Raw genomic sequence first — 24,054 nt, forward strand, 5'->3', positions numbered from 1 at the left:
CCTGTTGACAAGGGTTGTGGCCGCTCCTAAGGTGGCCACACGTGGGAAGACATGGATATTCGTGGTTTTCCTGCGCATGAAGCCCGCCGCAGACGGGCATGGAGTGACAGGCAACGTGTTCCAGGGCGAGACCGCCATCACGATCGACGACAAGGGCCGGCTGGCGATCCCCACCAGCTACCGGGACCTTGTCGCGTCCGCGTGCGCGAACCGCCTGGTGGTCACGTACAACCCCTTCGAAAAGGGTTGCCTGTACCTGTATCCGTTCGCCCAGTGGGAGCGCGTGCGCGACCAGGTGAACGGGTTGTCCAAGGTCCGCAGGACCAACCGCGAGCTGCAGCTGAAGCTGGTCGGCGCCGCGGCGATCGTCGAGCCCGACGGCAACGGCCGGATTTCCATCCCGGCCAGCCACCGCAAGGCGATCGGGATTGAAAAACACGCCGTGCTGCTTGGCATGGGCGACAAGTTCGAACTCTGGAGTGAGCAGGCGCATCGCGAGCAGATCGAACGGACCCTCGGGGACGGCGACCTCGGCGACGACCTGGTCGGGCTGCTGTTGTGACCGCGGGTGCCGCGGATCGCCGCTCCGCGCACCTTCCGGTTCTGTATTCGCAGGTCATGGAAGGGCTGCACGTGCGTGGGGACGGGACGTACCTGGATGGCACGTTCGGCCGCGGCGGGCACGCCCGGGGCGTGCTCGAGGCACTCGGACCGCAGGGCAGGCTGCTGCTGATGGACAAGGATCCCGACGCGATCACCGTCGCCGAACGCGAGTTCGGCGCGGACCCGCGCGTGGCGATCCGCCGCGGCAGCTTCGCGGACCTCGGCCGCTGGGACGCCGTGGCCGCCGGCCTGGACGGCGTGCTGTTCGACCTCGGCGTGTCCTCGCCGCAGCTCGACGTCGCCGAGCGCGGCTTCAGCTTCGGTCGTGACGGCCCGCTCGACATGCGCATGGATCCCGACAGCGGCGAGAGCGCGGCGCAGTGGCTGGCGCGCGCCACGGCCGACGAGATCGCCGACGTGCTGTGGACCTACGGCGACGAGCGCCTGAGCCGGCGCATCGCGCGCGCCATCGTCGAGCGTCGCGCCGATGCGCCGCTGCTGCGCACCGCGCAGCTGGCCGAACTGATCGCCTCGGTCATGCCGCGGCCCAAGCCCGGCCGGCACGAGATCCACCCGGCCACGCGCTCGTTCCAGGCGATCCGCATCCACATCAACCGCGAGCTCGGTGACCTGGAAGACGGCCTGGACGCCGCGTTCGCCGCGCTCAGGCCCGGCGGGCGTCTGGCGGTGATCAGCTTCCATTCGCTCGAAGACCGCATCGCCAAGCGCTTCATCGCGGGCCATGCCAGGGCGCCGGCGGGCAACCGTCGGCTGCCGGAGCCGAAGGCATTCGTGCCCGGGCTGCGCGAGATCGGTGGCGCCACCAAGGCGACGACGGCCGAGCTTGCCGCCAACCCGCGCGCACGCAGCGCGGTGCTGCGCGTGGCCGAGAAGCTGGAGGCGCGGCCGTGACCCGCTTCCTGGTGATCGTGCTGCTGGCGGCCTCGGTGGTGTCGGCGATCGGCGTGGTGCACGCGCGCCACCGCCACCGCCAGCTGTTCGTCGAGCTGACGCGCCTGGAGCGCGCGCGCGACGAACTCAACATCGACTTCGGCCGCCTGCAGCTCGAGCAGGCCACGTGGGCTGAAAGCAACCGCGTCGACCAGGTCGCGCGCACCCGCCTGGGCATGAAGTTCCCCGAGGCGGGCGAGATCGTGGTGGTGCGGCCATGAAGTTCGGCAAGGACCGCAACGGCGTCACCAAGCCCCGCGGCCGCGCACGCTTCGACCTGCGCGGCCGCCTGAAGATCGTCGCCGGTGGCCTGGGCCTGTGCGCGCTGGCGCTGGTGGCGCGCGCCGTCGACCTGCAGCTGGTCGACAACGCCTACTACCAGCAGAAGGCCGATTCGCGCTTCCTGCGCGAGATCCCGATCCCGACCTCGCGCGGCATGATCACCGACCGCAACGGCGAGCCGCTCGCGGTGTCGTCGCCGGTAGACACCGTGTGGGGCAACCCGCAGGAACTGCTGAAGTCGCCCGCGCGCCTGCCTGAATTGGCCGAAGCATTGGGCGTGCCGCTGGACGAACTGGAGCGCAAACTGGCGCAGCGCGCCGACAAGGAATTCGTCTACCTGCAGCGCCGCATCAATCCGGCCGCCGCCGAGAAGATCCTCGCGCGCAAGATCCCCGGCGTGTTCTCCCAGCGCGAGTTCCGCCGTTTCTATCCGCAGGGCGAGGCGCTGGCGCACGTGCTCGGCTTCACCAACATCGACGACCTCGGCCAGGAAGGCGTGGAGCTGGCGTTCGACGACTGGCTGCGTGGCACGCCGGGCGCGCAGAAGGTGATCCGCGACCGCCGCGGCCGCATCGTCGAGAACGTCGACCTGGTGCGCGCCGCGCAGCCGGGCAAGGACCTGGTGCTCAGCATCGACCGCCGCATCCAGTACCTCGCGCACCGCGAGCTGCGCCGCGCGCTGCTGGAAACCGGTGCCAGTGCCGGTTCGGTGGTGGTGCTGGACGTCGCCACCGGCGAGATCCTCGCCATGGCCAACCTGCCCACCTTCAACCCGAACGCGGTCACCGGCGAGCACCGCGATGCGCGCCGCAACCGCGCGGTGACCGACCTGATCGAGCCGGGCTCCACGATCAAGCCGCTGACCGTCGCCGCCGGCCTGGAGGCCGGTGTGATCAGCGTCGACACGCAGTTCGACACCAGCCCCGGCTGGATCCCGAATGGCCGCTACCGCACCAGCGACTTCCGCAACTACGGCGTGCTCGACACCACCGGCGTGCTCACCAAGAGCTCCAACGTGGGCGTGGCGCGGATCGTGCAGCGCATGCCCGACAAGGACTTCCACGCGTTCCTGTCGCGCATGGGCTATGGCAAGAGCACCGGCAGCGGCTTCCCGGGCGAGGCCGCCGGCCTGTTGCCGCCGCCGGGCGGCTGGAGCGGCACCAGCAAGCAGACCATGTCCTACGGCTACGGCCTGTCGGCCACGCCGCTGCAGATCGCGCATTCCTACGCCACGCTCGGCAACCACGGCCGCGCCATGACCCCGACCCTGGTCAAGGGGCAGGGCGGCGAGGCGGTGCAGGTACTGGATTCCGACATCGCCGACCAGGTGGTGCGCATGATGCAGACCGTCACCGAGCCCGGTGGCACCGCCACCCGCGCGGCGATCCTCGGCTACCACGTGGCCGGCAAGACCGGCACCGCGCGCAAGGCGTCGGGTGGCGGCTACGCGCGCCGCTACGTCGCCTTCTTCGCCGGCCTGGTGCCGGTGGACAACCCGCGCTTCTCGATGGCGGTGGTGATCGACGATCCCGACACCACGCGCGGCGTGTACGGCGGCGGCGCGGTCTCGGCGCCGGTGTTCCAGCGCGTCATGGACGGCGCGCTGCGCCTGATGGACGTCCCGCCGGATGACATCGACACCTGGCTGGCCGCGCAGGCCAAGGACCAGGCCAAGGCCCAGGCGGCGAACGCGCGGCGCCCGGGGGCTGTTGCCACCGTGCCCGCGGCCGCGGCGCCCGCAGTCGCGGCGCCCGCAGTCGCCACCGCGGCCACCGCGGGAGCACGCCCATGAGCCGGCGCATGCCACTCGCCGCGCTGCTGCCCGACATTGCCGCCGTGCCGGCGACGCTCGAGGTGTCGGGCCTGGTGCAGGACAGTCGCGCGCTGCGCGCCGGTGACGCCTTCGTCGCGATCGGCGGCTTCGGCACCCACGGCCTGCATTTCGCCGCCCAGGCGTTGGCCGATGGTGCGGCGGCGGTGCTGTTCGAGCCGCCGGTGCCGGCCGATGTGCCGGCGCCACCGGCCGCCGCCATCGCGGTGCCCGGCCTGCGTGCGCGCATGGGCGCGTTGGCGCATGAATTCCACGGCCGACCGTCTGCGGCGATGACCACCGTCGGCGTGACCGGCACCAACGGCAAGACCTCCACCGTGCAGCTGCTGGCGCAGGCCTGGGAGCTGCTCGGCCGCCGCGCCGGCACCATCGGCACGCTCGGCGCCGGCCTGCACGGCGACGTGCGCGCCACCGGCTTCACCACGCCGCTGGTGCTGCAGACGCACGCGCTGCTGGCGGACCTGCGCGATGCCGGTGCGGACGCGGTGGCGATGGAAGTCAGCTCGCACGCGCTCGACCAGGGCCGCGTCGACGCCGTGCGGTTCCAGCTCGGCGTGTTCACCAACCTCACCCGCGACCACCTCGACTACCACGGCGACATGGCCAGCTACGGTGCCGCCAAGGCGCGCCTGTTCGCGACGCCGGGACTTGCCGCGGCGGTGGTCAACCTGGATGACGACCACGGGCGCGCGCTGTTCGCCACGCTGCCGGCCAGCCTGCAGCGCGTCGGCACCAGCGCGCGCGCTGCGGATGGCGCCACGGTGTCGGCCGCGCACACCGTGCTCGACGCCGCCGGGATCGGCTTCACGCTCACCATCGACGGCCACGCCGCCAAGGTGCGTTCGCCGCTGCTCGGCCGCTTCAATGTCGACAACCTGCTGGCGGTCGCAGGCGTGCTGCACGCGCAGCAGGTCGGCATCGCCGACATCGCGCGCGTGCTGGCACAGCTGCAGCCGATCGCCGGGCGCATGAACCGCCTCGGTGGCAGCGCCGGCCAGCCGCTGGTGGTGGTGGACTACGCACACACGCCCGACGCGCTGCAGCAGGCGCTGGCCAGCCTGCGCGCGCACGCCAGCGGCCGCATCGCCTGCGTGTTCGGCTGCGGCGGCGAGCGCGACCGCGGCAAGCGCCCGCAGATGGCGGCGATCGCGGAAGCCGGCGCCGAGATCGTGTTCGTCACCGACGACAACCCGCGCAACGAGGATGGCGACGTGATCGTCAAGGAGATCCTCGCCGGCCTGCGCAATCCGGCCGCGGCGACCGTGCTGCGCGACCGCGCCGCGGCGATCACGCGCGCCGTGGGCGCGGCGGGCGAGGGCGACATCGTGCTGGTCGCCGGCAAGGGCCACGAGCCCTGCCAGGAGATTGCCGGCGTGCGCCATCCCTTCGACGACAGCGACGTCGCGCGTCGCGCGCTGGAGGCCCGGGCATGAAGCCGCTGTCCCTGTCGCGCATCGCCCAGGCGTGCAACGGTCGCCTCGACGGCGAGGACATCGTGGTCGATGCCGTGGTCACCGATTCCCGCGGCCTGCGCGCCGACTCCGCTGCCACGCTGTTTGTCGCGATCGCCGGTGACACCTTCGACGGCCACGACCATGTCGCCGCCGCCGCCGCCGCGGGCGCACTCGCGGCGCTGGTGTCGCGCCGCGTGGACGCGCCGCTGCCGCAGGTGGTCGTGGCCGACACCGTGGCCGCGCTCGGGTCGCTGGCCGCCGCGCTGCAGGCGCAGCGCAGCACGCAGGTGGTCGCGATCACCGGCAGCAACGGCAAGACCAGCGTCAAGCAGCTGCTGCTGCCGATCCTGTCGCGCTGCGGACGCACGTACTGCAACCCGGGCAACCGCAACAACGAGATCGGCCTGCCACTGGCGGTGATCGATGCGCCCGACGACGCCGAGTTCGCCATCTACGAGATGGGCGCCGGCCAGCCCGGCGACATCGCCTACCTGACCGCCATCGCGCGGCCGCGGGTGGCGGTGGTCAACAACGTGGCGCCCGCGCACCTCGAGCGCATGGGCAGCCTGCTTGGCGTGGCCGACACCAAGGCCGCGATCTACGACGCGCTGCCCGATGACGGCACCGCGGTGCTCAATGCCGACGACGCGTTCGAACCCTATTTCGCCGAGCGCGCCCACGGCCGCCGCCTGCTGCGCTTCGGCTTCGACGCGCGCGCCGACGTGCGCGCACGCGACGTGGTGCTGCGCGAGGACGGCAGCGCGTTCGTGCTGGTGGCGCGCGAAGGCGAGATCGCCGTGTCGCTGCCGCTGCCGGGCCGCCACAACGTGGCCAACGCGCTCGCCGCCGCTGCGCTGGCGCTGGCGTGCGGCGCGGGGCTGGACGCGATCGCCGCTGGCCTTGCCGGCGTGGAGCCGGTCGCGGGGCGCCTGGTGCGCCATCGCCTGCCCGGCGGCGCCTGGCTGGTCGACGACAGCTACAACGCCAATCCAGGCTCGCTGGCCGCGGCCATCGACATCCTTGCCGCCGCGCCGGGCGAAGGCTGGCTGGTGCTCGGTGACATGCGCGAACTCGGCGCCGACGCCATGGCGCTGCACGAGGCCGCCGGCCGCCGTGCGCGCGATGCCGGCGTGGCGCGCCTGTACGCACTCGGCGAGTTGAGCGCGGTCGCGGCCGAGGCCTTCGGCGAAGGCGGTGCGGTGTTCGATTCGCACGCGTCGCTGGCCGTGGCACTCGATGCCGCGCTGGCCGCGCCCGCGGCACGCGTGCCGACAATTCTGGTGAAAGGGTCGCGCGGCAGCGCGATGGATCGCGTGGTTGCCGCGCTGCTGACCAAGGACGACACCCATGCTGCTTGAACTCTCCCGCTGGCTGCAGCAGCTCGAAGGCCTGTTCGGGTTGTTCGGCTACCTGACCTTCCGCGGCATCCTGGCGGCGCTGACCTCGCTGCTGCTGTCGCTGTGGTGGGGTCCGGCGGTGATCCGCAAGCTCGCGCAGTACAAGGGTGGCCAGCCGATCCGCAGCGACGGCCCGCAGACGCACTTCTCCAAGGCCGGCACGCCGACCATGGGCGGGGCGCTGATCCTGGTCACGGTGCTGGCATCGGTGCTCCTGTGGGGCGACCTGCGCAACAAGTACGTGTGGGTGGTGCTGGGCGTGATGGTGGCCTTCGGCGCCATCGGCTGGTACGACGACTGGATCAAGATCGTCAGGCGCGACCCCAATGGCCTGAAGTCGCGCTGGAAGTATGCCGCGCAGTCGGTGTTCGGCCTGGCCGCGGCGCTGTACCTGTGGCTGTACGCCGACGTGCCGGCCGCCACCACGTTCTACGTGCCGTTCTTCAAGTCGATCGCGCTGCCGCTGGCCGGCGTGGGCTTCGTGGCGATCGCCTACTTCTGGATCGTCGGCTTTTCCAACGCGGTCAACCTGACCGACGGCCTCGACGGCCTGGCGATCATGCCGACGGTGCTGGTGGCCTGCGCGCTGGGCGTGTTCGCGTACGCGTCGGGCCATGCGCAGTTCTCCGAGTACCTGCAGATCCCGCGCGTGCCCGGTGCCGGCGAGCTGGTGATCATCTGCGCCGCGATCGCCGGGGCGGGGCTGGGCTTCCTGTGGTTCAACACCTATCCGGCCATGGTGTTCATGGGCGACATCGGCGCGCTGGCGCTGGGCGCGGTGCTTGGCTGCATCGCGGTGATCGTGCGCCAGGAGCTGGTGCTGGTGATCATGGGCGGCATCTTCGTCATCGAGACGCTGTCGGTGATGATCCAGGTGGCGTCGTTCAAGCTCACCGGCAAGCGCGTGTTCCGCATGGCGCCCATCCACCACCACTTCGAGCTCAAGGGCTGGCCCGAGCCGCGCGTGATCGTGCGTTTCTGGATCATCTCGGTGGTGCTGGTGCTTGTCGGCCTCGCCACGTTGAAGGTGCGCTGATGGACCGCGGCCACGACCATTCCGCGCAGGCCACCCGGCTGGATGCCATCGCCGGCCGCTTCGACCCGTGGCTGCTCGCCGCGGTGACCGGGCTGGCGGCGCTGGGCGTGGTGATGGTGGCGTCGAGCTCGATCGCCATCGGCGAGGACCTCGATGTCGGCCCGTTCTACTTCCTCACCCGCCACCTGGTGTTCCTGGCACTCGGCACCGGCCTCGCGTTCTGGGCCATGCGCACCGAACTCAAGACCATCGAGCGCTTCGACCGCCTGCTTCTGGTCGGCTGCTTCCTGCTGCTGCTGATGGTGTTCGTGCCCGGGCTGGGCAGCAGCGTCAACGGCGCGCAGCGCTGGCTGAACCTCGGCGTGTCCAAGTTCCAGGCGGTCGAGGCGGTCAAGCTGATGTACATCGTGTGGCTGGCGAGCTACCTGGTGCGCTTCCGCGACGAGGTCAACGCCACCTGGGGCGCGATGCTGAAGCCCATCGGCGTGGCGATCCTGCTGATGGCGCTGCTGGCGCTGCAGCCGGACTTCGGCTCGCTGGCGCTGGTGCTGGCGATCACCGCCGGCATGCTGGTGCTGGGCGGCGTGCACCTGCCGCGCATGGCCGCGCCGGTGTTGCTGCTGCTGCCGGTGCTGGCGCTGGTGGCGATCGCCGAGCCTTACCGCATGCGCCGCCTGACCTCGTTCATGGATCCCTTTGCCGATCCCTTCAACAGCGGCTACCAGCTGGCCAACGCGCTGATGGCGGTGGGCCGCGGCGAGCTGACGGGCGTGGGCCTTGGCGCGTCGATCCAGAAGCTGTCGTACCTGCCCGAGGCACACACCGACTTCATCCTCGCGGTGATCGCCGAGGAGCTCGGCTTCATCGGCGTGTGCGCGGTGATCGGCCTGTACGCGCTGCTGGTCGGGCGCGCGTTCTGGATCGGCCTGAAGTGCGTGGAAATGCGCCGCCACTTCGCCGGCTACTGCGCGTTCGGCATCGCGCTGTGGATCAGCCTGCAGAGCCTGGTGTCGATCGGCGTCAACCTCGGCCTGCTGCCCACCAAGGGCCTGACCCTGCCGCTGGTGTCGTCGGGCGGCTCGAGCGTGCTGATGACCTGCGCCGCCATGGGCGTGCTGCTGCGCGTCTCCTACGAACTCGACCGCGCCCAGCGCCAGGTTGCGCGCCTGCGCGGCGAAAACGCCAACCCCTCACAGGTCCCCATGCCACCGCCACCCGAAACCACCCAGCCGACGCCTTCACTGGCCGCGCGCGGCACCAGCCGCCTGCGCCAGCGCGTCGAACCCACGTTCTCGCCGAGGGCACGGGCATGATGCGCCGCCTTGATGAAAGCCACGGCATCGCGATGGCCGACTTCGCACGCCGCCATTCGCGCGTGCACTTCGTCGGCATCGGCGGCACCGGCATGAGCGGCATCGCCGAGGTGCTCGGCACGCTCGGTTACGACGTGTCCGGCTCCGACACCGCCGACAACGCGGTCACGCGCCGCCTCGCCAGCCTCGGCATCGCCATCCACCGCGGCCACACCGCGGCGAACGTGCTCGGCAAGGATGTCGTGGTGGCGTCGAGTGCGATCCGCGCCGACAACCCGGAGCTGCTCGAGGCGCGTGCACAGCGCATCCCGGTGGTGCCGCGCGCGGAGATGCTGGCCGAGCTGATGCGCTTCCGCCGCGGCGTGGCCGTCGCCGGCACGCACGGCAAGACCACCACCACATCGCTCCTGTCCAGCGTACTGGCGGAAGGCGGCCTGGACCCGACCTTCGTCATCGGCGGCAAGCTGCTCGCGGCCGGCGCCAACGCGCGCCTGGGCGGCGGCGAATGGCTGGTGGCCGAGGCCGACGAGAGCGACGGCAGCTTCCTGCGCCTGAATCCGCTGGTGGCCATCGTCACCAACATCGATGTCGACCATCTCGAGAACTACGGCGGCGACTTCAGCCGCGTGCTGCAGGCGTTCTCCGAGTTCCTGCATCGCCTGCCGTTCTACGGCCTCGCGGTGCTGTGCCTGGACGATCCCGAGGTCGCGGCGCTGGCGGGCACCGTGTCGCGCCATGTCATGACCTACGGCTTCCACGACGATGCCGACGTGCGCGCCATCGACGTCAGCCAGACCGGCCCGAGCATGCACTTCACGCTGTGCCTGCCCGACGGCTCGCGCACGGTGGTGGAGCTGGCGCTGCCCGGCCGCCACAACGTGCAGAACGCGCTGGCCGCGGCCACGGTGGGCTGGCAGCTCGGCGTGTCCACCGATGCCATCGCCACCGCGCTGCGCGGCTTCGAAGGCATCGGCCGTCGCTTCAACATGCTCGCCGAGCTCACCACCGCGCGGGGCGCGAAGGTGCAGCTGGTCGACGACTACGGCCACCATCCCAACGAGCTGGCCGCGGTGTTCGAAGCCGCGCGCGGCGGCTGGCCGGAGCGCCGCCTGGTGGTGGCGTTCCAGCCGCACCGCTACAGCCGCACCCGCGACCTGCTCGATGATTTCGCCGGCGTGCTCTCGGGTGTCGACGCGCTGGTGCTGACCGAGGTCTACCCGGCCGGCGAGGCACCGATCGCCAATGCCGACTCGCGTGCGCTGGCGCGTGCCATCCGCGCGCGTGGCCGCATCGATCCGGTGGTCGTGGGCGGGCCGTCCGAGCTGCGCGACGTGCTGCCCGACATCCTCCAGGACAACGATCTGCTGCTGGTGATGGGTGCCGGCGACATCGGCCACGTGGCGCAGCAGCTGGCCAGCGAAGGCTTCCCGGAGGAGGGCGCATGACCGCATCCGTCCTGCCTCCGCTGCGCATCACCCGCGCCGCCGACTTCGGCCGCGTCGCCGTGCTGATGGGCGGCGCCAGCGCCGAGCGCGAGGTGTCGCTGGATTCCGGACGCAACGTGCTCGCCGCGCTGCAGTCGCGCGGCGTGGACGTGGCGGCGGTGGACGGCGTGCCCAACCTGCTGCGCGAGCTGCAGGACCGCCAGTTCGACCGCGTGTTCAACATCCTGCACGGCGGCGACGGCGAGAACGGCGTGCTGCAGGGCGTGCTGCAGGCGCTGTGCGTGCCCGTCACCGGCTCCGGCGTACTCGGCAGCGCGCTGACCATGGACAAGGTGCGCACCAAGCAGGTGTGGATCGCCGCCGGCCTGCCCACGCCGCGCTTCGAGCGCCTGCCGAAGGGCACCGACCTGCGCGCCGCCGCCGAGGCGCTGGGCTACCCGGTATTCGTCAAGCCGTCGTGCGAAGGCTCCAGCGTCGGCGTGTTCCGCGTGCTGGCGCCGGCCGACCTGGCGCCGGCCATCGAGTTCGCCGCCGGTTACGACGGCGAGCTGCTGATGGAGCAGATGGTGCAGGGCGACGAGCTCACCGTCGGCATCCTCGGCGACGTGGCGCTGCCGTCGATCCGCATCGTGCCGGCCGGCGAGTGGTACGACTACCACGCCAAGTACATCGCCGACGACACGCAGTACCTGTGCCCCGGCATGTCCGGCAGCGACGAGGAGGCGATCCGCGCCCTGTCGCTGCAGGCGTTCACCGCCGCCGGCTGCAGCGGCTGGGGCCGCGTGGACGTGATGCGCGACAACGCGCGCGGCCTGCAGCTGATTGAAGTGAACACCGCACCCGGCATGACCAGTCATTCGCTGGTGCCCAAGGCCGCCGCCGCCTTGGGCTGCGACTACGCCGAACTGTGCTGGCGCGTGCTGGAGCAGACGCTGTGAACGCGCTGGCGCGGATCCTGGCCTGGACCCTGGCGGTGGCGCTGATCGCGCTGCCGGTTGTCGCCGTGGTCAAGGGCTGGATCGGCGCCGAGCGCTGGCCGCTGCGCACGCTGCGCATCAACGACAACCTGCAGCAGGTCGATCCCGCGCAGGTGCGCGAAGCGGTGCTGCCGTACGCCACCCAGGGTTTCTTCGCGATCCGCCTCGACGAGGCCCGCTCCGCGGTCGCGGTGCTGCCGTGGGTCGAGCACGCCGAGGTCAGCAAGACCTGGCCCGACGTGCTGGACGTGCGCGTGCACGAGCACCGCCCGTTCGCACGCTGGGGCGCGGACAGCCTGCTCTCGCAGCAGGGCAAGGTGTTCCCGGCCGCGGGCGTCACCGCGCCCGACGGCCTGCCGATCCTGCACGGCCCGGCCGCGCGCACCGCCGACGTGGTGGCGCTGTACAACGAGTCGCGCACGCTGTTCGCGCCCACCGGCTACGGCGTGAGCGCGCTGCTGCTCGACACTCGCGGCAGCTGGACGCTGGTGCTCTCCAACAACACCGAAGTCGTGATCGGCAGCCACGAGGCGCGCCTGCGCCTGGCGCGCTTCGCGCGGCTGCTGCCGCAGCTCATGGCCCAGACGCCCAGGCCGCTGGCCCGCGCCGACCTTCGCTACACCAATGGCTTCGCCCTGACATGGGCCGAGGAACAAAACGCATGAACCGCAAAGGCGACAAGGCCCTCATCGTCGGCCTCGACATCGGCACCTCCAAGGTCGTGGCCCTGGTCGGCGAGTACTCGCCGGGCAACCCGATCGAGGTGATCGGCATCGGCAGCCACGAATCACGAGGGCTGAAGCGCGGCGTGGTGGTCGACATCGAATCCACCGTGCAATCCATCCAGCGCGCCGTGGAAGAGGCCGAGCTGATGGCCGGCTGCGAGATCCGCTCGGTGTACGCCTCGATCTCCGGCAACCACGTGCAGTGCAAGAACTCGCCGGGCATCGTGCCCATCCGCGACGGCGAGGTCACCTGGGGCGACCTGGACCGCGTGCTCGATGCCGCCAAGGCCGTGGCAATCCCCGCCGACCAGAAGATCCTGCACGCCATCCCGCGCGAGTACGTGCTGGATGATTCGCAGGAAGGCATCCGCAACCCGGTCGGCATGACCGGCGTGCGCCTGGAGGTGCACGCGCACCTGGTGGTATGCGCGCAGTCGGCCGCCGCCAACATCTCCAAGTGCGTGCAGCGCTGCGGCCTGCAGATCGACGACCTGGTGCTGTCGTCGCTGGCGTCGAGCACCGCGGTGCTGACCAGCGACGAGCGCGAGCTCGGCGTGGTGATGGTCGACATCGGCGCCGGCACCACGGACCTGGCGGTATTCGTCCAGGGCGCGATCTGCCACACCGCGAGCCTGCCGATCGCCGGCGACAAGGTCACCGAGGACATCGCGCACATGTTGCGCACGCCCACGCCGGAAGCCGAGCAGATCAAGGTGCGCTATGCCTGCGCGCTGGCGCAGCTGGCGACTAGCGAGGAGTCGATCCAGGTGCCGAGCGTCGGCGACCGTCCGCCGCGCCGGCTGCCGCGGCAGTCGCTCGCGCAGGCGGTGCAGGCGCGCTACGAGGAGATCTTCGAGATGGTGCAGGCCGAACTGCGCCGCTCGGGCTTCGAGCAGCACGTGCGCGCCGGCATGGTGCTCACCGGCGGCTCGGCAAAGATGGAAGGCGTGGTGGAACTTGCCGAGGAAATGCTGCAGATGCCGGTGCGCGTGGGCATCCCGCAGCACGTGACGGGACTTGGCGAAGTGGTCAACAACCCGGTGCACGCCACCGGCGTGGGGCTGCTGCTGATGGGCAGCCAGATCGAGCACCCGCGGCGCCCGGTGATCCCGAGCGGCCGCGCCGGCAGCCTGCTGAAGAAGATCAAGACCTGGTTCAACGGGGAGTTCTGAGATGGACGCGAACACACCGCGCGCCGGACCCCCGAGGGCGAGGCGACGACGAAAACGAAAACGCAGTTTGCAGCACCTGGCGGCACCGCGACACGACACCAGCAACACATAACTACATAAAGGACACGGACATGGCGCACTTCGAACTGGTTGAAAAAATGGCCCCCAACGCGGTCATCAAGGTCATTGGCGTGGGTGGCGGCGGCGGCAACGCGGTCGCGCACATGGTCAACGGCAGCGTGGACGGGGTGGAATTCATCACCGCCAACACCGACGCGCAGGCCATCCGCACCTGCGGCGCGCGCCTGCAGCTGCAGCTCGGCACCGGCGTCACCAAGGGCCTGGGCGCGGGCGCGAACCCGGAGGTCGGCCGCCAGGCCGCGCTCGAGGACCGCGACCAGATCATGGCGGCGCTGCAGGGCGCGGACATGGTGTTCATCACCGCCGGCATGGGCGGCGGCACCGGCACCGGTGCGGCACCCGTGGTGGCCCAGCTGGCCAAGGAGATGGGCATCCTGACCGTCGCCGTGGTCACCAAGCCGTTCCCGTTCGAAGGCCGCCGCCGCATGCAGGTCGCGCTCAAGGGCATCGAGGACCTGAGCCAGCACTGCGACTCGCTGATCACCATCCCCAACGAGAAGCTGATCACCGTGCTCGGCCGCAACGCCACCATGGTGCAGGCCTTCCGCGCGGCGAATGACGTGCTGCTCGGCGCCGTGCAGGGCATCGCCGACCTGATCGTGCGCCCGGGCCTGATCAACGTCGACTTCGCCGACGTGCGCACCGTGATGAGCGAGATGGGCCTGGCGATGATGGGCACCGGCACCGCACGCGGCGACGACCGCGCCCAGGCTGCCGCCGAGGCCGCGATCCAGAACCCGCTGCTCGACGACGTCAACCTGGCCGGCGCCAACGGCATCCTGGTCAACATCACCGCCGGCCCGGACTTCACCATGAGCGAGTTCGACGAAGTCGGCCGCACCGTGGAGAACTTCGCCAGCGAGGACGCGACCATCGTCATCGGCACCGTGCTCGACCCGGACATGCAGGACGAGGTCCGCGTCACTGTCGTGGCCACGGGTCTCAACCGCGGCCACGTGCGCCAGGCCGGCGGCCGCGACGCCGCCTTCGGCGAATCCCCGCGCCAGCGTCCGCACGTGCAGCTGATCAACACCCAGGGCCGTCGCGACGGCACCACCGGCATGTTCATCGAAGAGGATGACGGCCATGCGGTGGCACCGGCGTCCGCGGTGGGCGGCTTCGGCCTGCGCCGCGGCTCGGCGGAGCCGGCGGCGGCGACCCCGGCGGTGGCGGACTTCGGCAGCGACAGCTACCTGGATATTCCGGCGTTCCTGCGGCGCCAGGCGGATTGAGGGGGCTGGAGCGGTTTTTCTCGCGAAGGCGCGAAGGACGGGGGGGTGGTCTGGTGGGTTGGGCCGCCTCCCCGTTTGCGGGGGAGGGGCTGCTTCCGTTCAGGTCGAGCGGCGCGCATGCTAGATTGCGAGCCGCTTTCATTTGCCGCGTTGCGACGCCGGCGTTCCCACCGAGCCCCCATGGTCCAGCAGCGCACCATCAAGAATGTCACCCGCGCCACCGGCGTGGGGCTGCACAGCGGCGAAAAGGTGTACCTGACCATGCGTCCGGCCGCGCCCGACGCCGGCATCGTGTTCCGCCGCGTGGACATGGAGCCGCCTGTCGAGATCCCGGCCGACGCCGTGCTGGTCAGCGAGACCACGCTGTGCACCGGCCTGGCGCAGGGCGGGGCCAAGGTGCAGACGGTCGAGCACCTGATGTCGGCGCTCGCCGGCCTCGGCATCGACAACATCATGATCGAGCTGTCCGCGGCCGAGGTGCCGATCATGGACGGCTCGTCCGGCCCGTTCGTGTTCCTGCTGCAGTCGGCGGGCATCGTGGAGCAGGACGCGCCCAAGCGCTTCATCCGCATCAAGCGCCCGGTGGAGGTGCGCGACGGCGACAAGATCGCGCGCTTCGAGCCCTATGACGGCTTCCGCCTGGGCTTCACCATCGAGTTCAACCACCCGGCCATCCCGACCAGCCAGTCGCGCGCCGAGGTGGAATTTTCCACCGAGAACTACATCCGCGAGGTCAGCCGCGCGCGGACCTTCGGCTTCATGCACGACCTTGAATACATGCGCGACCGCAACCTCGGCCTGGGTGGCTCGATGGACAACGCGATCGTGCTCGACGACTTCCGGGTGCTCAACGACGACGGCCTGCGCTACGCCGATGAATTCGTGCGCCACAAGATCCTCGACGCGGTGGGCGACCTGTACCTCGCCGGGCATCCGGTGATCGGCGCCTTCGAGGGTTTCAAGTCCGGGCATGCGCTGAACAACACTCTGGTGCGTGCGCTGCTGGCCGACCGTTCGGCCTGGGAAGAAGTGACGTTTCCCGAAACCGGCACCGGCCCGGTGGTCTACGGCGCCCTGCAACCGGCCTGAACCTGCGCAGCTGAACCGGGCAACCCGGGTCACAATTTCACGAAAAATTAACGAAATGAGACCGGAAACACCGGTTTCGTTAACTTTTCACGCTGCCTCGACGTTTAGGATGTCCCGTCGCGCAAGGATGCCAAGGCGGCTCGCAGCGATTCCGGGGCGGTCGCCGACAGGGGAAGTACGGTTGTTTCGACCCGCGCAGGCGGGAGGAGCGGCTGGGTGGTGGTCCTGACCTTGAGCTCGTCGACGTCGAGTCCGTTTGATCGGGCGGCATCGAGGAGCGCCGGAGCGGCAAGCCTCAGCTTGGCGTTCCAGATCGGCGAATCCACCAGATAGACCAGCTTCGCGCCATCCACATTTGCAAGCCGCGCGTGCGCGGCCAGTGAAGGTGGCAAGTGGGGACGGAGCAGGCGATCCAGAGCGTCGAGCCACAAGGCGCGCTGGATCGGACGGCCGGCGGTATCGGCCAGAAGCGCGTCGAGGGCAGCGCGTGGACCTCGGGGGATTGCCTGTTTGGACCTGGACCTGGACATCTGATGACTCTACACCGCTCACTTCAACATTCGCAGGACTGGCTCCTGCAGTACGCCCGCCGCAGCGCCCTGCGGGTCGCGCGCGTGGCCGGACGCAAGCCGCTCGCCGCCGCCGCCGCCATGCTGGTGGTCGGCGCCACCCTCGGTGCGGGGCTGCAGGCCGGGCACGTGAACACCCTGCAGGCGCAGGTGCAGGCGCAGGACGCCCGTCTCGACGACACCCGCCGCGCCGCGCAGCGCGAGGTGAATGCACTGGCCGCGCGACTGGGCGAGCTGCAGGCGCAGGCCAACCGCCTCAACGCGCTTGGCGACCGCCTGACCCGCGTGGCCCAGCTCGGCGACGGTGAATTCGATTTCAATCGCCCGGTGGGCGTGGGCGGCTACGGCCCGGTCGGCGACATGCCGGCGACCGAGCTGCGCGAGGGCATCGCGCAGGCGGATTCCGACCTCGCCGGCGCCGGCAGCCAGCTCTCGGTGCTGGAATCGCTCCTGTTCAACCGCGAACTCGACCGCAACGCCGTGCCTTCGCGTTCGCCGGTGGCCGCCAGCTACATCACCTCCGGCTTCGGCCGCCGTGCCGATCCGTTCGGCGGTGGCGCCGCGTACCACAAGGGCATCGATTTCGACGCCAACACCGGCGACGCGGTGATGTCGGTGGCCGATGGCGTGGTCAGCTATTCCGGCGTGCGCTCGGGCTACGGCAACGTGGTCGAGGTGGACCACGGCAACGGCTACGTGACCCGCTACGCGCACAACTCGCGCAACGTGGTGCGGGTGGGCGACCTGGTGCGCGTGGGCCAGCAGATCGCGCGTGCCGGTTCCACCGGCCGCAGCACCGGCGCGCACGTGCATTTCGAGGTCTGGGAAAACGGCCGCGTCGCCAACCCGCGCCAGTTCCTCGGCGACCAGCAGATGGTTGCCAAGCGCGGCTGATCCTGCCCCGGGGGGCTTGATAGGCGGCCTGCAGACCCCCACGGTACAATGTCGCCGCCAGCAGAGAAGGGCGCCCCGCGCCCTTTTCCTGTTTCCGGAACCATGACATCCCGGTGTACTCCCCGGGCCACTCTTCACAGCAACGGTCAATCCATGCTCAATCGCCTGCTCACCAGCGTCTTCGGCAGCCGCAACGAACGCGTCGTCGGACAGTTCAACAAGGTTGTCGCCAAGGTCAATGCGTTCGAAGCGCAGATGCAGGCGCTCTCCGACGCCGAGTTGCAGGCCAAGACCCCCGAATTCCGCGAGCGCATCGCCAAGGGCGAGTCGCTCGACAAGCTGCTGCCGGAAGCCTTCGCCGTCTGCCGCGAGGCCTCGGTCCGGGTGCTCGGCATGCGCCACTACGACGTGCAGCTGGTCGGCGGCATGGTGCTGCACACCGGCAAGATCGCCGAGATGCGCACCGGCGAGGGCAAGACCCTGGTCGGCACGCTGCCCACCTACCTCAACGCGCTCGAGGGCAAGGGCGTGCACGTGGTCACCGTCAACGACTACCTGGCGCGCCGCGACTCGGCGTGGATGGGCCGGCTGTACAACTGGCTGGGCCTGTCGGTCGGCGTGGTGTACCCGGGCATGCCGCACGGCGACAAGGCCGCCGCCTATGCCGCCGACATCACCTACGGCACCAACAACGAATTCGGCTTCGACTACCTGCGCGACAACATGGCGTTGTCGAAGGACCAGCGCCACCAGCGCGGCCTGCACTACGCCATCATCGACGAGGTCGACTCGATTCTGATCGACGAGGCGCGCACGCCGCTGATCATCTCCGGCCCGTCCGACGACTCGCCCGAGCTGTACATCAAGGTCAACCGCATCGTGCCTTCGCTCAGCCGCCAGGAGAAGGAAGAGAGCGAGGGCGACTACTGGGTGGATGAAAAGGGCAAGCAGGTGCACCTGTCCGAGTCCGGCCAGGAACACGCCGAAAACCTGCTGCGCGTCGCCGGGATCCTCGGTGAGGACGACGGCCTGTACGCGCCGCAGAACATCCACGTGGTGCACCACCTCAATGCCGCGCTGCGCGCGCACGCCATCTACCAGCGCGACGTCGATTACATCGTGCGCGACGGCGAAGTGGTGATCGTGGACGAGTTCACCGGCCGCACCCTCACCGGGCGCCGCTGGTCCGACGGCCTGCACCAGGCGGTCGAGGCCAAGGAAGGCGTGCCGGTGCAGCGCGAGAACCAGACGCTCGCCAGCATCACCTTCCAGAACCTGTTCCGCATGTACGGCAAGCTCGCCGGCATGACCGGCACCGCCGATACCGAAGCGTTCGAATTCCAGTCCATCTACAACCTGGAAGTGGTGGTCATCCCCACCAACCGCGAAATGGTGCGCAAGGACCACCCGGATGCGGTGTTCCTCAACCGGGTGGGCAAGTACCGCGCGGTGATCAATGAGCTGAAGGACGCGCACGCGCGCCAGCAGCCGGTGCTGGTCGGCACCACGTCGATCGAAGTCTCCGAGATGCTCAGCCAGCAGCTCACCGAGGCCGGCATCCACCATGAGGTGCTGAACGCCAAGCAGCACGAGCGCGAGGCGCAGATCGTGGCCAACGCCGGTGCGCCGGGCGCGGTCACCATCGCCACCAACATGGCCGGCCGCGGCACCGACATCGTGCTCGGCGGCTCGCTGGAAGCCGAGATCGCCGCGCTCGAGGCCGAGCAGGGCGAGATCGACGACGCCACCCGCGCGCGGCTCAAGGCGGCCTGGCAGCAGCGCCACGACGCGGTGAAGGCAGCCGGCGGGCTGCACATCGTCGGCACCGAGCGCCACGAATCGCGCCGCATCGACAACCAGCTGCGTGGCCGCTCCGGCCGCCAGGGCGACCCGGGCTCCAGCCGCTTCTACCTGTCGCTCGAAGACAACCTGATGCGCATCTTCGCCGCCGACTGGGTGCAGAAGGTCATGGCGCGCATGGGGCTGAAGGAAGACGACATCATCGAGAGCCCGCTGGTCTCGAAGCAGATCGCCAACGCGCAGCGCAAGGTCGAGGCGCACAACTTCGACATCCGCAAGAACCTGCTCGACTTCGACGACGTCAACAACGACCAGCGCAAGGTGATCTACGCCCAGCGCGACGAGCTGCTGGACGCCGAGAGCATCCGCGACAACGTCGCCGGCATCCGCGGCGACGTGGTGGGCGAACTGGTGGACCGCTTCGTGCCGCCGGATTCGATCGACGAGCAGTGGGACCTCCCGGGCCTGCAGGCCGCGCTCGACGCCGACTTCGGCCAGCAGCTGGACCTGGTGCAGTGGGCCAATGCGCAGTCGGAACTCGACGCCGAGGGCATCCAGAACCATGTCCAGGACGTGATGGCCAAGGTGTTCGCCGACAAGGAAGCCTCGGTCGGCGCCGAGACCATGCGCATGCTGGAGAAGCACATCATGCTCAGCGTGCTCGACGACAACTGGAAGCAGCACCTCGCGCGCATGGACTACCTGCGCCAGGGCATCCACCTGCGCGGCTACGCCCAGAAGCAGCCCAAGCAGGAGTACAAGAAGGAAGCCTTCGAGCTGTTCTCCGAGCTGCTCGACAAGGTGAAGCGCGAAGTCATCACCATGCTCGCCCGCGTGCGCGTGCGCAGCGAGGAAGAAGTGGCCGCAATGGAAGCGATGGAGCGCCAGCAGGCCGAAGCGCAAGCGCGCAACCTGCAGTTCCAGCACGCCGATGTTGGCGGCTACGGCGCCGACGAAGAAGCCGCCACCCCCGACTACCAGCTCGACGGCCCGCCCGACGTGCCGCGCGTTGGACGCAACGAAGCCTGTCCCTGTGGCAGCGGCAAGAAGTACAAGCATTGCCATGGGCAGCTCGCCTGACGGGATGTCACCGCGGGAGCACCCCCGTCCGCACGCCGGGCATCTACCTCCGCTGATGCGGGGGACGAGGGCCGCGGCATGAAGGTGACCGACGTGGTTGCCGGCGTGCTGAGCGACGCGCGGGGCCGGGTGCTGCTCACCCGCCGCACCGTGAACCGCGACTTCGCCGGCCTGTGGGAATTCCCTGGCGGCAAGCGCGAACCCGGCGAGGAAGCCGACGCCGCGCTCGCGCGCGAATTGCACGAAGAACTCGGCATCAACGCCACCGTCGGCGCGCCGCTGATCACCGTGCCGCAGGCGTATCCCGGCAAGCGCCTGCGCCTCGACGTGCGCCGCATTGCGCGCTGGCAGGGCGTGCCGCGCGGCCGCGAAGGCCAGGCGCTGGCCTGGGTGCCGCTGGAAAAGCTGCACACCTATGCCATGCCGCCCGCGGATATTCCGGTAGTGGCGGCGTTGCACCAGCCGGATCGCTATCTGGTCACCCCGCCGCCCGCCGCGGGCGTCGCCGCCCTTGTCGACGGCCCCTGGCTGGAGGCCCTGGACGCTTCGCTCGCGACCGGCATTGCACGCGTGCAGCTGCGCCTGCCCGGGCTGGAGCCGGCGCGCGTGCGCACGCTGGCTGCCGCCGCCCTTGAACGTTGCCAGCGGGCGGGCGCCGAACTGCTCGTCAACGGCGATGCCGAGCTTGCGCGTGAGCTGGGTACCGGCCTGCACCTGCGCGCCGCGCAGTTGGCTGCGCTCGGCGAGCGCCCGCAACTGGCGGACGGTGCGGCGCTGGCCGCCTCCTGCCACGACGCGGGCGAGTTGCTGCACGCCGCGCGCCTGGGCTGTGATTTTTGCGTCGCAGGCCCGGTGATGGCGACTGAGAGCCACCCCGGCCAGAAGGGCATCGGCTGGGCGCGGTTCGCCGAACTTCGCGAGGGCGTGGCGTTGCCCATGTATGCCATTGGTGGCATGGGATCGGGGGACATCGAGGTCGCCAGGCGCCACGGGGGGCAGGGTATCGCGGCTATCCGCGGGCTCTGGGCGCAGCCACCGCGCTGAAACTGTGACGCGCGGACAATCCCGACTTGACGCCCCCGCCGGGCCTCTCTAGCTTCGGGCGCAGACCATAAGGACATGGACGCATGCGCAGATGCCACCACCGGCGCGCAGGCCTGGCGGCCTTGCTTACCGCCGTACTGACCGGCGCCACGCTGCTGCAGGGATGCAATGCGGTGGAGCCCGAATTCGATCCGATGACGCCGCCCCCGGGGCATGGTCCGTTCACCGGAACCGTGGCGGATTGGCCGTTGTGGTTTGTTTGGCATCAGTTCGGGACGCATTGCTTCAGCGTCCAGAGCTGCATGATCTTCTATGCGGGTCGGCCTCATGGAGTCGAGCGGCCAGGTCCGTCATTCGAATCCTTGGGCAGACCGCTCGAGAAAGTCCTGCGCGCAGGGCGCGGGCCGATCAGGAACTTCCCGCCACCTGCTGAAGTGACGTGGGTGTCCGAGGATGGAACGTCACTGACAGCCAGCGTGGACATGGCGGAGATCTTTGCAGATCGCATGGTGCGACATACGGTGGCGCGCGAGGACATTCTCGAAGACAGTCACATTCCATATCCCGGCATCATCCTCGTGGTGAATGATCGGACTATCAGTGTGTACATGAGCACGTGGATGGCACTGAAGGAGCTGAAAGATCCGGGGAATCTCCACAGTGACCAGCACTCCGGGGTGGTGCTCGTCCACACGCAGACCTACTGATAGCGACCGACTGCAATCAAGGAGGATTGCATGACTGACTACAGGCTGACACCTGACGGCATCCAAGCCAGACGGGCGACGAAGAGCGAGTTGGCGCACTTGCGAATGGCAGAAGACCGACTGTCGCAGCTGCGTGCACCATTCCTGCTGGGGACACCCTTTGATCGTGTGTTCGTGGCTGCGATGGATGGCACTGGCAACAGCATCTACAAAGACACCCCAGCACAGCACACCATCGTTGGCCGCCTAAAAGTTGACATTGAATCGTTGGAGCACCGGCAAATCGCGGTCCACTACGTTGAAGGAATCGGCACTCAAGAGCACGGGGTGACCAAGGCAACCGATGGCATCAGCGGTGTCACCTTCGAGCGGCGGGTCGAGCACGCGTATTACCAGTTCTGCGCACAGGCGACCAAGTGGATCGAAGAAGATCCCGATGTGCGGATTCACATCGTAGGGATCGGTTTCAGTCGCGGAGCGGAACAGGTACCCGCGTTGCAGCGATTGATTCACGAACGAGGCATTCTCAGCACGAAGGGCGCCCAGGTTGTCCTTGACTCCGAAGGCCTGCTCACCAGCATCAAGTACGCCGATCGCCCGGCGCTGGTGCCACCCGGCCGCACGGTGCAGGTCGCGATCATCCACGACCCCGTCGCCGCCTCCATCAAGGACCAACCGCGGGCATTCCCGAGTTCGAATATCAGCGCATTGGGGTTCACCGCCCTGCACGAAGCGCGCGGGTTGTTCGATGCCACCCGCCACCTGCCAGACGGACTGTCGGAGCGCGGCCGCGTCGCCAACTTCTTCGTGCCCGGCGCGCACGCCGACGTCGGCGGCGGGTACCTGATCGACGGCGCGTCCCGGCGCGTGCGGAACATGGACGTGGACTACCTCAACGCCCTGTTCGGTGCGCCGCTGCTGCAAAAGGTGCCTGTGCCGCTCGACCCGCGCATGTACGTCATCCACAGCTCCGACCAGCACCAGCTCGGCGTCATCGATACCGGCCACTACCGCCGCAACGGCGAGCGTCGCATCCACGACGACCTGTCGCCCGGGTGCACCGTGCCGGCCCGCGATCCCTGCGCGAGGGATCCGGTCGACCACGCGCTCGCTGCCAGCCTGCCGTGGCGCTACGTGGAGCGCGGGCGTACACCGGGCGGCACCGATCCCAAGATGGATGCCGCGCTGGCCGCCCTCGACCGGATGCACGCGCGCGAGCCGACCCTCCTCGACCACGTCGCGGCGCGTTCCACCCTGCCCATGCGGGCGGAGGTGCTGGTGGCGCGCAACACCGTGGAGGTCCTGTTCGACCGGCTTGCCGACGCCGCGAAGCGCCAGGGGACGGCCAGCATGTCCGCGGTGGCCGACGCCTATCTGCAGACACCGGCGGGCCAGGCGTTCAGGTCGGGCCTGCGGCTCGGTCAAGCCTGGTCGGCCACATACGGGGGCGACAACGACCACGCCAGCCTGGGCCTGCGGGCAGAACGGGAGCAGGAGCGGGCGCTTCAACCGCATCTGCCCGCCGCGCCAGGGCAGGGCGCGCCGGCGATGCTGCACCCATGACCCGGTTGCAGGCCGATCCCGATCAGCGCGAGTTCGCGCTGCAACTGGCCGTCGTGGCCGGGCGTCTCGACGAGCGGAGCACGCGCGCGGTCGAGCACCTGGAACGCACGAGCGCCGAATTCCGACGCGAGGTCACCGCCGCGGCCAGCATGCTCGGAGCCGAGCGCAGGCAGGCAGCGGCTGCGCAGGCTGCCGCAGGCGTATCGGGCTACCGGCTTCTCTGGATCGCGTCGGCCGCGCTGCTGTTCGGCGCACTGGTCGCCGTTGCCGGCGCAACGCTGGCCCTGTCTTCAGCCAGGCGCGAGATCGACGCCATGGGGCGCGACCTTGTCCTCCTCGAAGCGGTCAACGCCGCAGACCTCACGCTGTGCGGCGAGCGCCTGTGCGCCCGCGTGGAGCGTCCGCAGGGTCGCGATGACCACCGCGGGTACCAGGCAGTCGCCCTGCGACGCGGGACCAGCCCGTAGCGAAGGCCTCCTCAGCCAGCCACCGCGTGCAGATACACCTGCGCGCCCGCCTGCACCAGGATCCAGATCCAACCCGCCACGCCCAGCTGGAAGCGCGCGTGGGCGCTGAACGCCGGATTCCCGGCCAGCCAGACCAGGGTATTGGCGATGGCGAGCGAGATGGTGAGCATGACCAGGCCGCCACGCGGCTGCAGCAGGCCGAATCCCGGGTACAGGGGGATCAGGGCGGCATAGCCAAGCATCACGCCCAGGCTCGCCAGCCCGGCGGGCAGCCGCATCCGC

Annotated in this window: 22 protein-coding genes; 20 read left to right on the forward strand and 2 right to left on the reverse strand. The window is 69.7% G+C overall.

Annotated features, from left to right (window positions below):
* Positions 1-76: 76 nt before the first annotated feature.
* The 14 genes from mraZ (at position 77) to lpxC (ending at position 15,648) form a co-directional block, all read left to right on the forward strand.
* Positions 77-562, forward strand: a complete 486-nt coding sequence (mraZ, locus tag H5368_RS11990; RefSeq protein WP_182824900.1) for a division/cell wall cluster transcriptional repressor MraZ — start codon at positions 77-79, stop codon at positions 560-562.
* Positions 563-618: 56 nt separating this feature from the next.
* Positions 619-1,515, forward strand: coding sequence for a 16S rRNA (cytosine(1402)-N(4))-methyltransferase RsmH (rsmH, locus tag H5368_RS11995; protein ID WP_220486642.1), 897 nt, complete (start codon positions 619-621; stop codon positions 1,513-1,515).
* Positions 1,512-1,775 (forward strand): cell division protein FtsL, encoded by a 264-nt coding sequence (ftsL, locus tag H5368_RS12000; protein WP_182824904.1) that lies wholly within the window; start codon positions 1,512-1,514, stop codon positions 1,773-1,775. Before rsmH ends, ftsL begins: the two co-directional genes overlap by 4 nt.
* Positions 1,772-3,628 carry a penicillin-binding protein 2 gene (locus tag H5368_RS12005; protein ID WP_182824906.1) on the forward strand — a complete coding sequence of 619 codons (1,857 nt, stop codon included), beginning with the start codon at positions 1,772-1,774 and terminating at the stop codon, positions 3,626-3,628. Before ftsL ends, H5368_RS12005 begins: the two co-directional genes overlap by 4 nt.
* Positions 3,625-5,100 carry a UDP-N-acetylmuramoyl-L-alanyl-D-glutamate--2,6-diaminopimelate ligase gene (locus H5368_RS12010; protein ID WP_182824908.1) on the forward strand — a complete coding sequence of 492 codons (1,476 nt, stop codon included), beginning with the start codon at positions 3,625-3,627 and terminating at the stop codon, positions 5,098-5,100. Before H5368_RS12005 ends, H5368_RS12010 begins: the two co-directional genes overlap by 4 nt.
* Positions 5,097-6,479, forward strand: coding sequence for a UDP-N-acetylmuramoyl-tripeptide--D-alanyl-D-alanine ligase (murF, locus tag H5368_RS12015; protein WP_182824910.1), 1,383 nt, complete (start codon positions 5,097-5,099; stop codon positions 6,477-6,479). The genes H5368_RS12010 and murF overlap by 4 nt, the downstream gene beginning before the upstream one ends.
* A complete protein-coding gene (gene mraY, locus H5368_RS12020) occupies positions 6,469-7,554 on the forward strand; it encodes a phospho-N-acetylmuramoyl-pentapeptide-transferase (protein WP_182824912.1) in 1,086 nt (361 codons plus the stop codon). The genes murF and mraY overlap by 11 nt, the downstream gene beginning before the upstream one ends.
* Positions 7,554-8,867, forward strand: coding sequence for a putative lipid II flippase FtsW (gene ftsW, locus H5368_RS12025; RefSeq protein ID WP_182824914.1), 1,314 nt, complete (start codon positions 7,554-7,556; stop codon positions 8,865-8,867). The genes mraY and ftsW overlap by 1 nt, the downstream gene beginning before the upstream one ends.
* On the forward strand, positions 8,864-10,312 hold the full coding sequence (gene murC, locus H5368_RS12030) for a UDP-N-acetylmuramate--L-alanine ligase (RefSeq protein WP_182824916.1): 1,449 nt from the start codon (positions 8,864-8,866) through the stop codon (positions 10,310-10,312). The genes ftsW and murC overlap by 4 nt, the downstream gene beginning before the upstream one ends.
* The gene (locus H5368_RS12035; RefSeq protein ID WP_182824918.1) at positions 10,309-11,250 is read left to right on the forward strand and encodes a D-alanine--D-alanine ligase; all 942 of its coding nucleotides are present in this window, start codon (positions 10,309-10,311) and stop codon (positions 11,248-11,250) included. Before murC ends, H5368_RS12035 begins: the two co-directional genes overlap by 4 nt.
* Positions 11,247-11,954: a cell division protein FtsQ/DivIB gene (locus tag H5368_RS12040; RefSeq protein WP_182824920.1), complete on the forward strand. Its 708-nt coding sequence runs from the start codon at positions 11,247-11,249 to the stop codon at positions 11,952-11,954. Before H5368_RS12035 ends, H5368_RS12040 begins: the two co-directional genes overlap by 4 nt.
* The gene (gene ftsA / locus H5368_RS12045) at positions 11,951-13,186 is read left to right on the forward strand and encodes a cell division protein FtsA (RefSeq protein ID WP_182824922.1); all 1,236 of its coding nucleotides are present in this window, start codon (positions 11,951-11,953) and stop codon (positions 13,184-13,186) included. Before H5368_RS12040 ends, ftsA begins: the two co-directional genes overlap by 4 nt.
* A 131-nt stretch (positions 13,187-13,317) precedes the next feature.
* The gene (ftsZ, locus tag H5368_RS12050; protein WP_182824924.1) at positions 13,318-14,559 is read left to right on the forward strand and encodes a cell division protein FtsZ; all 1,242 of its coding nucleotides are present in this window, start codon (positions 13,318-13,320) and stop codon (positions 14,557-14,559) included.
* 180 nt (positions 14,560-14,739) lie between these two features.
* Positions 14,740-15,648, forward strand: coding sequence for a UDP-3-O-acyl-N-acetylglucosamine deacetylase (lpxC, locus tag H5368_RS12055; protein WP_182824926.1), 909 nt, complete (start codon positions 14,740-14,742; stop codon positions 15,646-15,648).
* Between the two features lie 104 nt (positions 15,649-15,752).
* Here the strand turns inward: lpxC and H5368_RS12060 are convergent, their stop codons facing one another.
* A complete protein-coding gene (locus tag H5368_RS12060) occupies positions 15,753-16,178 on the reverse strand; it encodes a DciA family protein (protein WP_182824928.1) in 426 nt (141 codons plus the stop codon).
* A 120-nt stretch (positions 16,179-16,298) separates the two neighbouring features.
* On the opposite strand from H5368_RS12060, the gene H5368_RS12065 reads away from it, so the two are divergent.
* From H5368_RS12065 to H5368_RS12090, 6 genes are all read left to right on the forward strand, one after another.
* Entirely contained in the window at positions 16,299-17,111 is an 813-nt protein-coding gene (locus H5368_RS12065) for a M23 family metallopeptidase (RefSeq protein WP_182825301.1), read from the forward strand.
* A 153-nt stretch (positions 17,112-17,264) separates the two neighbouring features.
* Complete coding sequence (gene secA, locus H5368_RS12070; protein ID WP_182824930.1) at positions 17,265-19,991, forward strand: preprotein translocase subunit SecA; 2,727 nt, start codon at positions 17,265-17,267, stop codon at positions 19,989-19,991.
* Positions 19,992-20,069: 78 nt separating this feature from the next.
* Complete coding sequence (locus H5368_RS12075; protein ID WP_182824932.1) at positions 20,070-21,035, forward strand: Nudix family hydrolase; 966 nt, start codon at positions 20,070-20,072, stop codon at positions 21,033-21,035.
* Between the two features lie 83 nt (positions 21,036-21,118).
* A complete protein-coding gene (locus H5368_RS12080; RefSeq protein WP_182824934.1) occupies positions 21,119-21,742 on the forward strand; it encodes a hypothetical protein in 624 nt (207 codons plus the stop codon).
* Between the two features lie 30 nt (positions 21,743-21,772).
* A complete protein-coding gene (locus H5368_RS12085; protein ID WP_182824936.1) occupies positions 21,773-23,305 on the forward strand; it encodes a DUF2235 domain-containing protein in 1,533 nt (510 codons plus the stop codon).
* Positions 23,302-23,772, forward strand: coding sequence for a hypothetical protein (locus H5368_RS12090; RefSeq protein ID WP_182824938.1), 471 nt, complete (start codon positions 23,302-23,304; stop codon positions 23,770-23,772). Before H5368_RS12085 ends, H5368_RS12090 begins: the two co-directional genes overlap by 4 nt.
* A gap of 11 nt (positions 23,773-23,783) precedes the next feature.
* Here H5368_RS12090 and H5368_RS12095 read toward each other — a convergent pair whose 3' ends face one another.
* Complete coding sequence (locus H5368_RS12095; RefSeq protein WP_182824940.1) at positions 23,784-24,050, reverse strand: hypothetical protein; 267 nt, start codon at positions 24,048-24,050, stop codon at positions 23,784-23,786.
* Positions 24,051-24,054: the final 4 nt, after the last annotated feature.

Origin of the sequence: Luteimonas sp. MC1782 (genome assembly GCF_014164605.1) — a bacterium.
In the GTDB taxonomy this organism is placed as follows: Bacteria; Pseudomonadota; Gammaproteobacteria; order Xanthomonadales; family Xanthomonadaceae; genus Luteimonas.

Bases quoted from the DNA above. Each gene is read 5' to 3' on its own strand.
- H5368_RS12035 (WP_182824918.1), top strand. From the start codon at position 10,309: ATGACCGCATCCGTCCTGCCTCCGCTGCGCATCACCCGCGCCGCCGAC.
- ftsA (WP_182824922.1), top strand. From the start codon at position 11,951: ATGAACCGCAAAGGCGACAAGGCCCTCATCGTCGGCCTCGACATCGGC.
- H5368_RS12060 (WP_182824928.1), bottom strand. From the start codon at position 16,178: ATGTCCAGGTCCAGGTCCAAACAGGCAATCCCCCGAGGTCCACGCGCT.
- mraY (WP_182824912.1), top strand. From the start codon at position 6,469: ATGCTGCTTGAACTCTCCCGCTGGCTGCAGCAGCTCGAAGGCCTGTTC.
- rsmH (WP_220486642.1), top strand. From the start codon at position 619: ATGGAAGGGCTGCACGTGCGTGGGGACGGGACGTACCTGGATGGCACG.
- secA (WP_182824930.1), top strand. From the start codon at position 17,265: ATGCTCAATCGCCTGCTCACCAGCGTCTTCGGCAGCCGCAACGAACGC.
- ftsZ (WP_182824924.1), top strand. From the start codon at position 13,318: ATGGCGCACTTCGAACTGGTTGAAAAAATGGCCCCCAACGCGGTCATC.
- H5368_RS12075 (WP_182824932.1), top strand. From the start codon at position 20,070: ATGAAGGTGACCGACGTGGTTGCCGGCGTGCTGAGCGACGCGCGGGGC.
- H5368_RS12090 (WP_182824938.1), top strand. From the start codon at position 23,302: ATGACCCGGTTGCAGGCCGATCCCGATCAGCGCGAGTTCGCGCTGCAA.
- ftsW (WP_182824914.1), top strand. From the start codon at position 7,554: ATGGACCGCGGCCACGACCATTCCGCGCAGGCCACCCGGCTGGATGCC.
- murF (WP_182824910.1), top strand. From the start codon at position 5,097: ATGAAGCCGCTGTCCCTGTCGCGCATCGCCCAGGCGTGCAACGGTCGC.
- H5368_RS12085 (WP_182824936.1), top strand. From the start codon at position 21,773: ATGACTGACTACAGGCTGACACCTGACGGCATCCAAGCCAGACGGGCG.
- mraZ (WP_182824900.1), top strand. From the start codon at position 77: ATGAAGCCCGCCGCAGACGGGCATGGAGTGACAGGCAACGTGTTCCAG.
- lpxC (WP_182824926.1), top strand. From the start codon at position 14,740: ATGGTCCAGCAGCGCACCATCAAGAATGTCACCCGCGCCACCGGCGTG.
- H5368_RS12005 (WP_182824906.1), top strand. From the start codon at position 1,772: ATGAAGTTCGGCAAGGACCGCAACGGCGTCACCAAGCCCCGCGGCCGC.
- H5368_RS12065 (WP_182825301.1), top strand. From the start codon at position 16,299: ATGCTGGTGGTCGGCGCCACCCTCGGTGCGGGGCTGCAGGCCGGGCAC.
- murC (WP_182824916.1), top strand. From the start codon at position 8,864: ATGATGCGCCGCCTTGATGAAAGCCACGGCATCGCGATGGCCGACTTC.
- H5368_RS12010 (WP_182824908.1), top strand. From the start codon at position 3,625: ATGAGCCGGCGCATGCCACTCGCCGCGCTGCTGCCCGACATTGCCGCC.
- H5368_RS12080 (WP_182824934.1), top strand. From the start codon at position 21,119: ATGCGCAGATGCCACCACCGGCGCGCAGGCCTGGCGGCCTTGCTTACC.
- H5368_RS12095 (WP_182824940.1), bottom strand. From the start codon at position 24,050: ATGCGGCTGCCCGCCGGGCTGGCGAGCCTGGGCGTGATGCTTGGCTAT.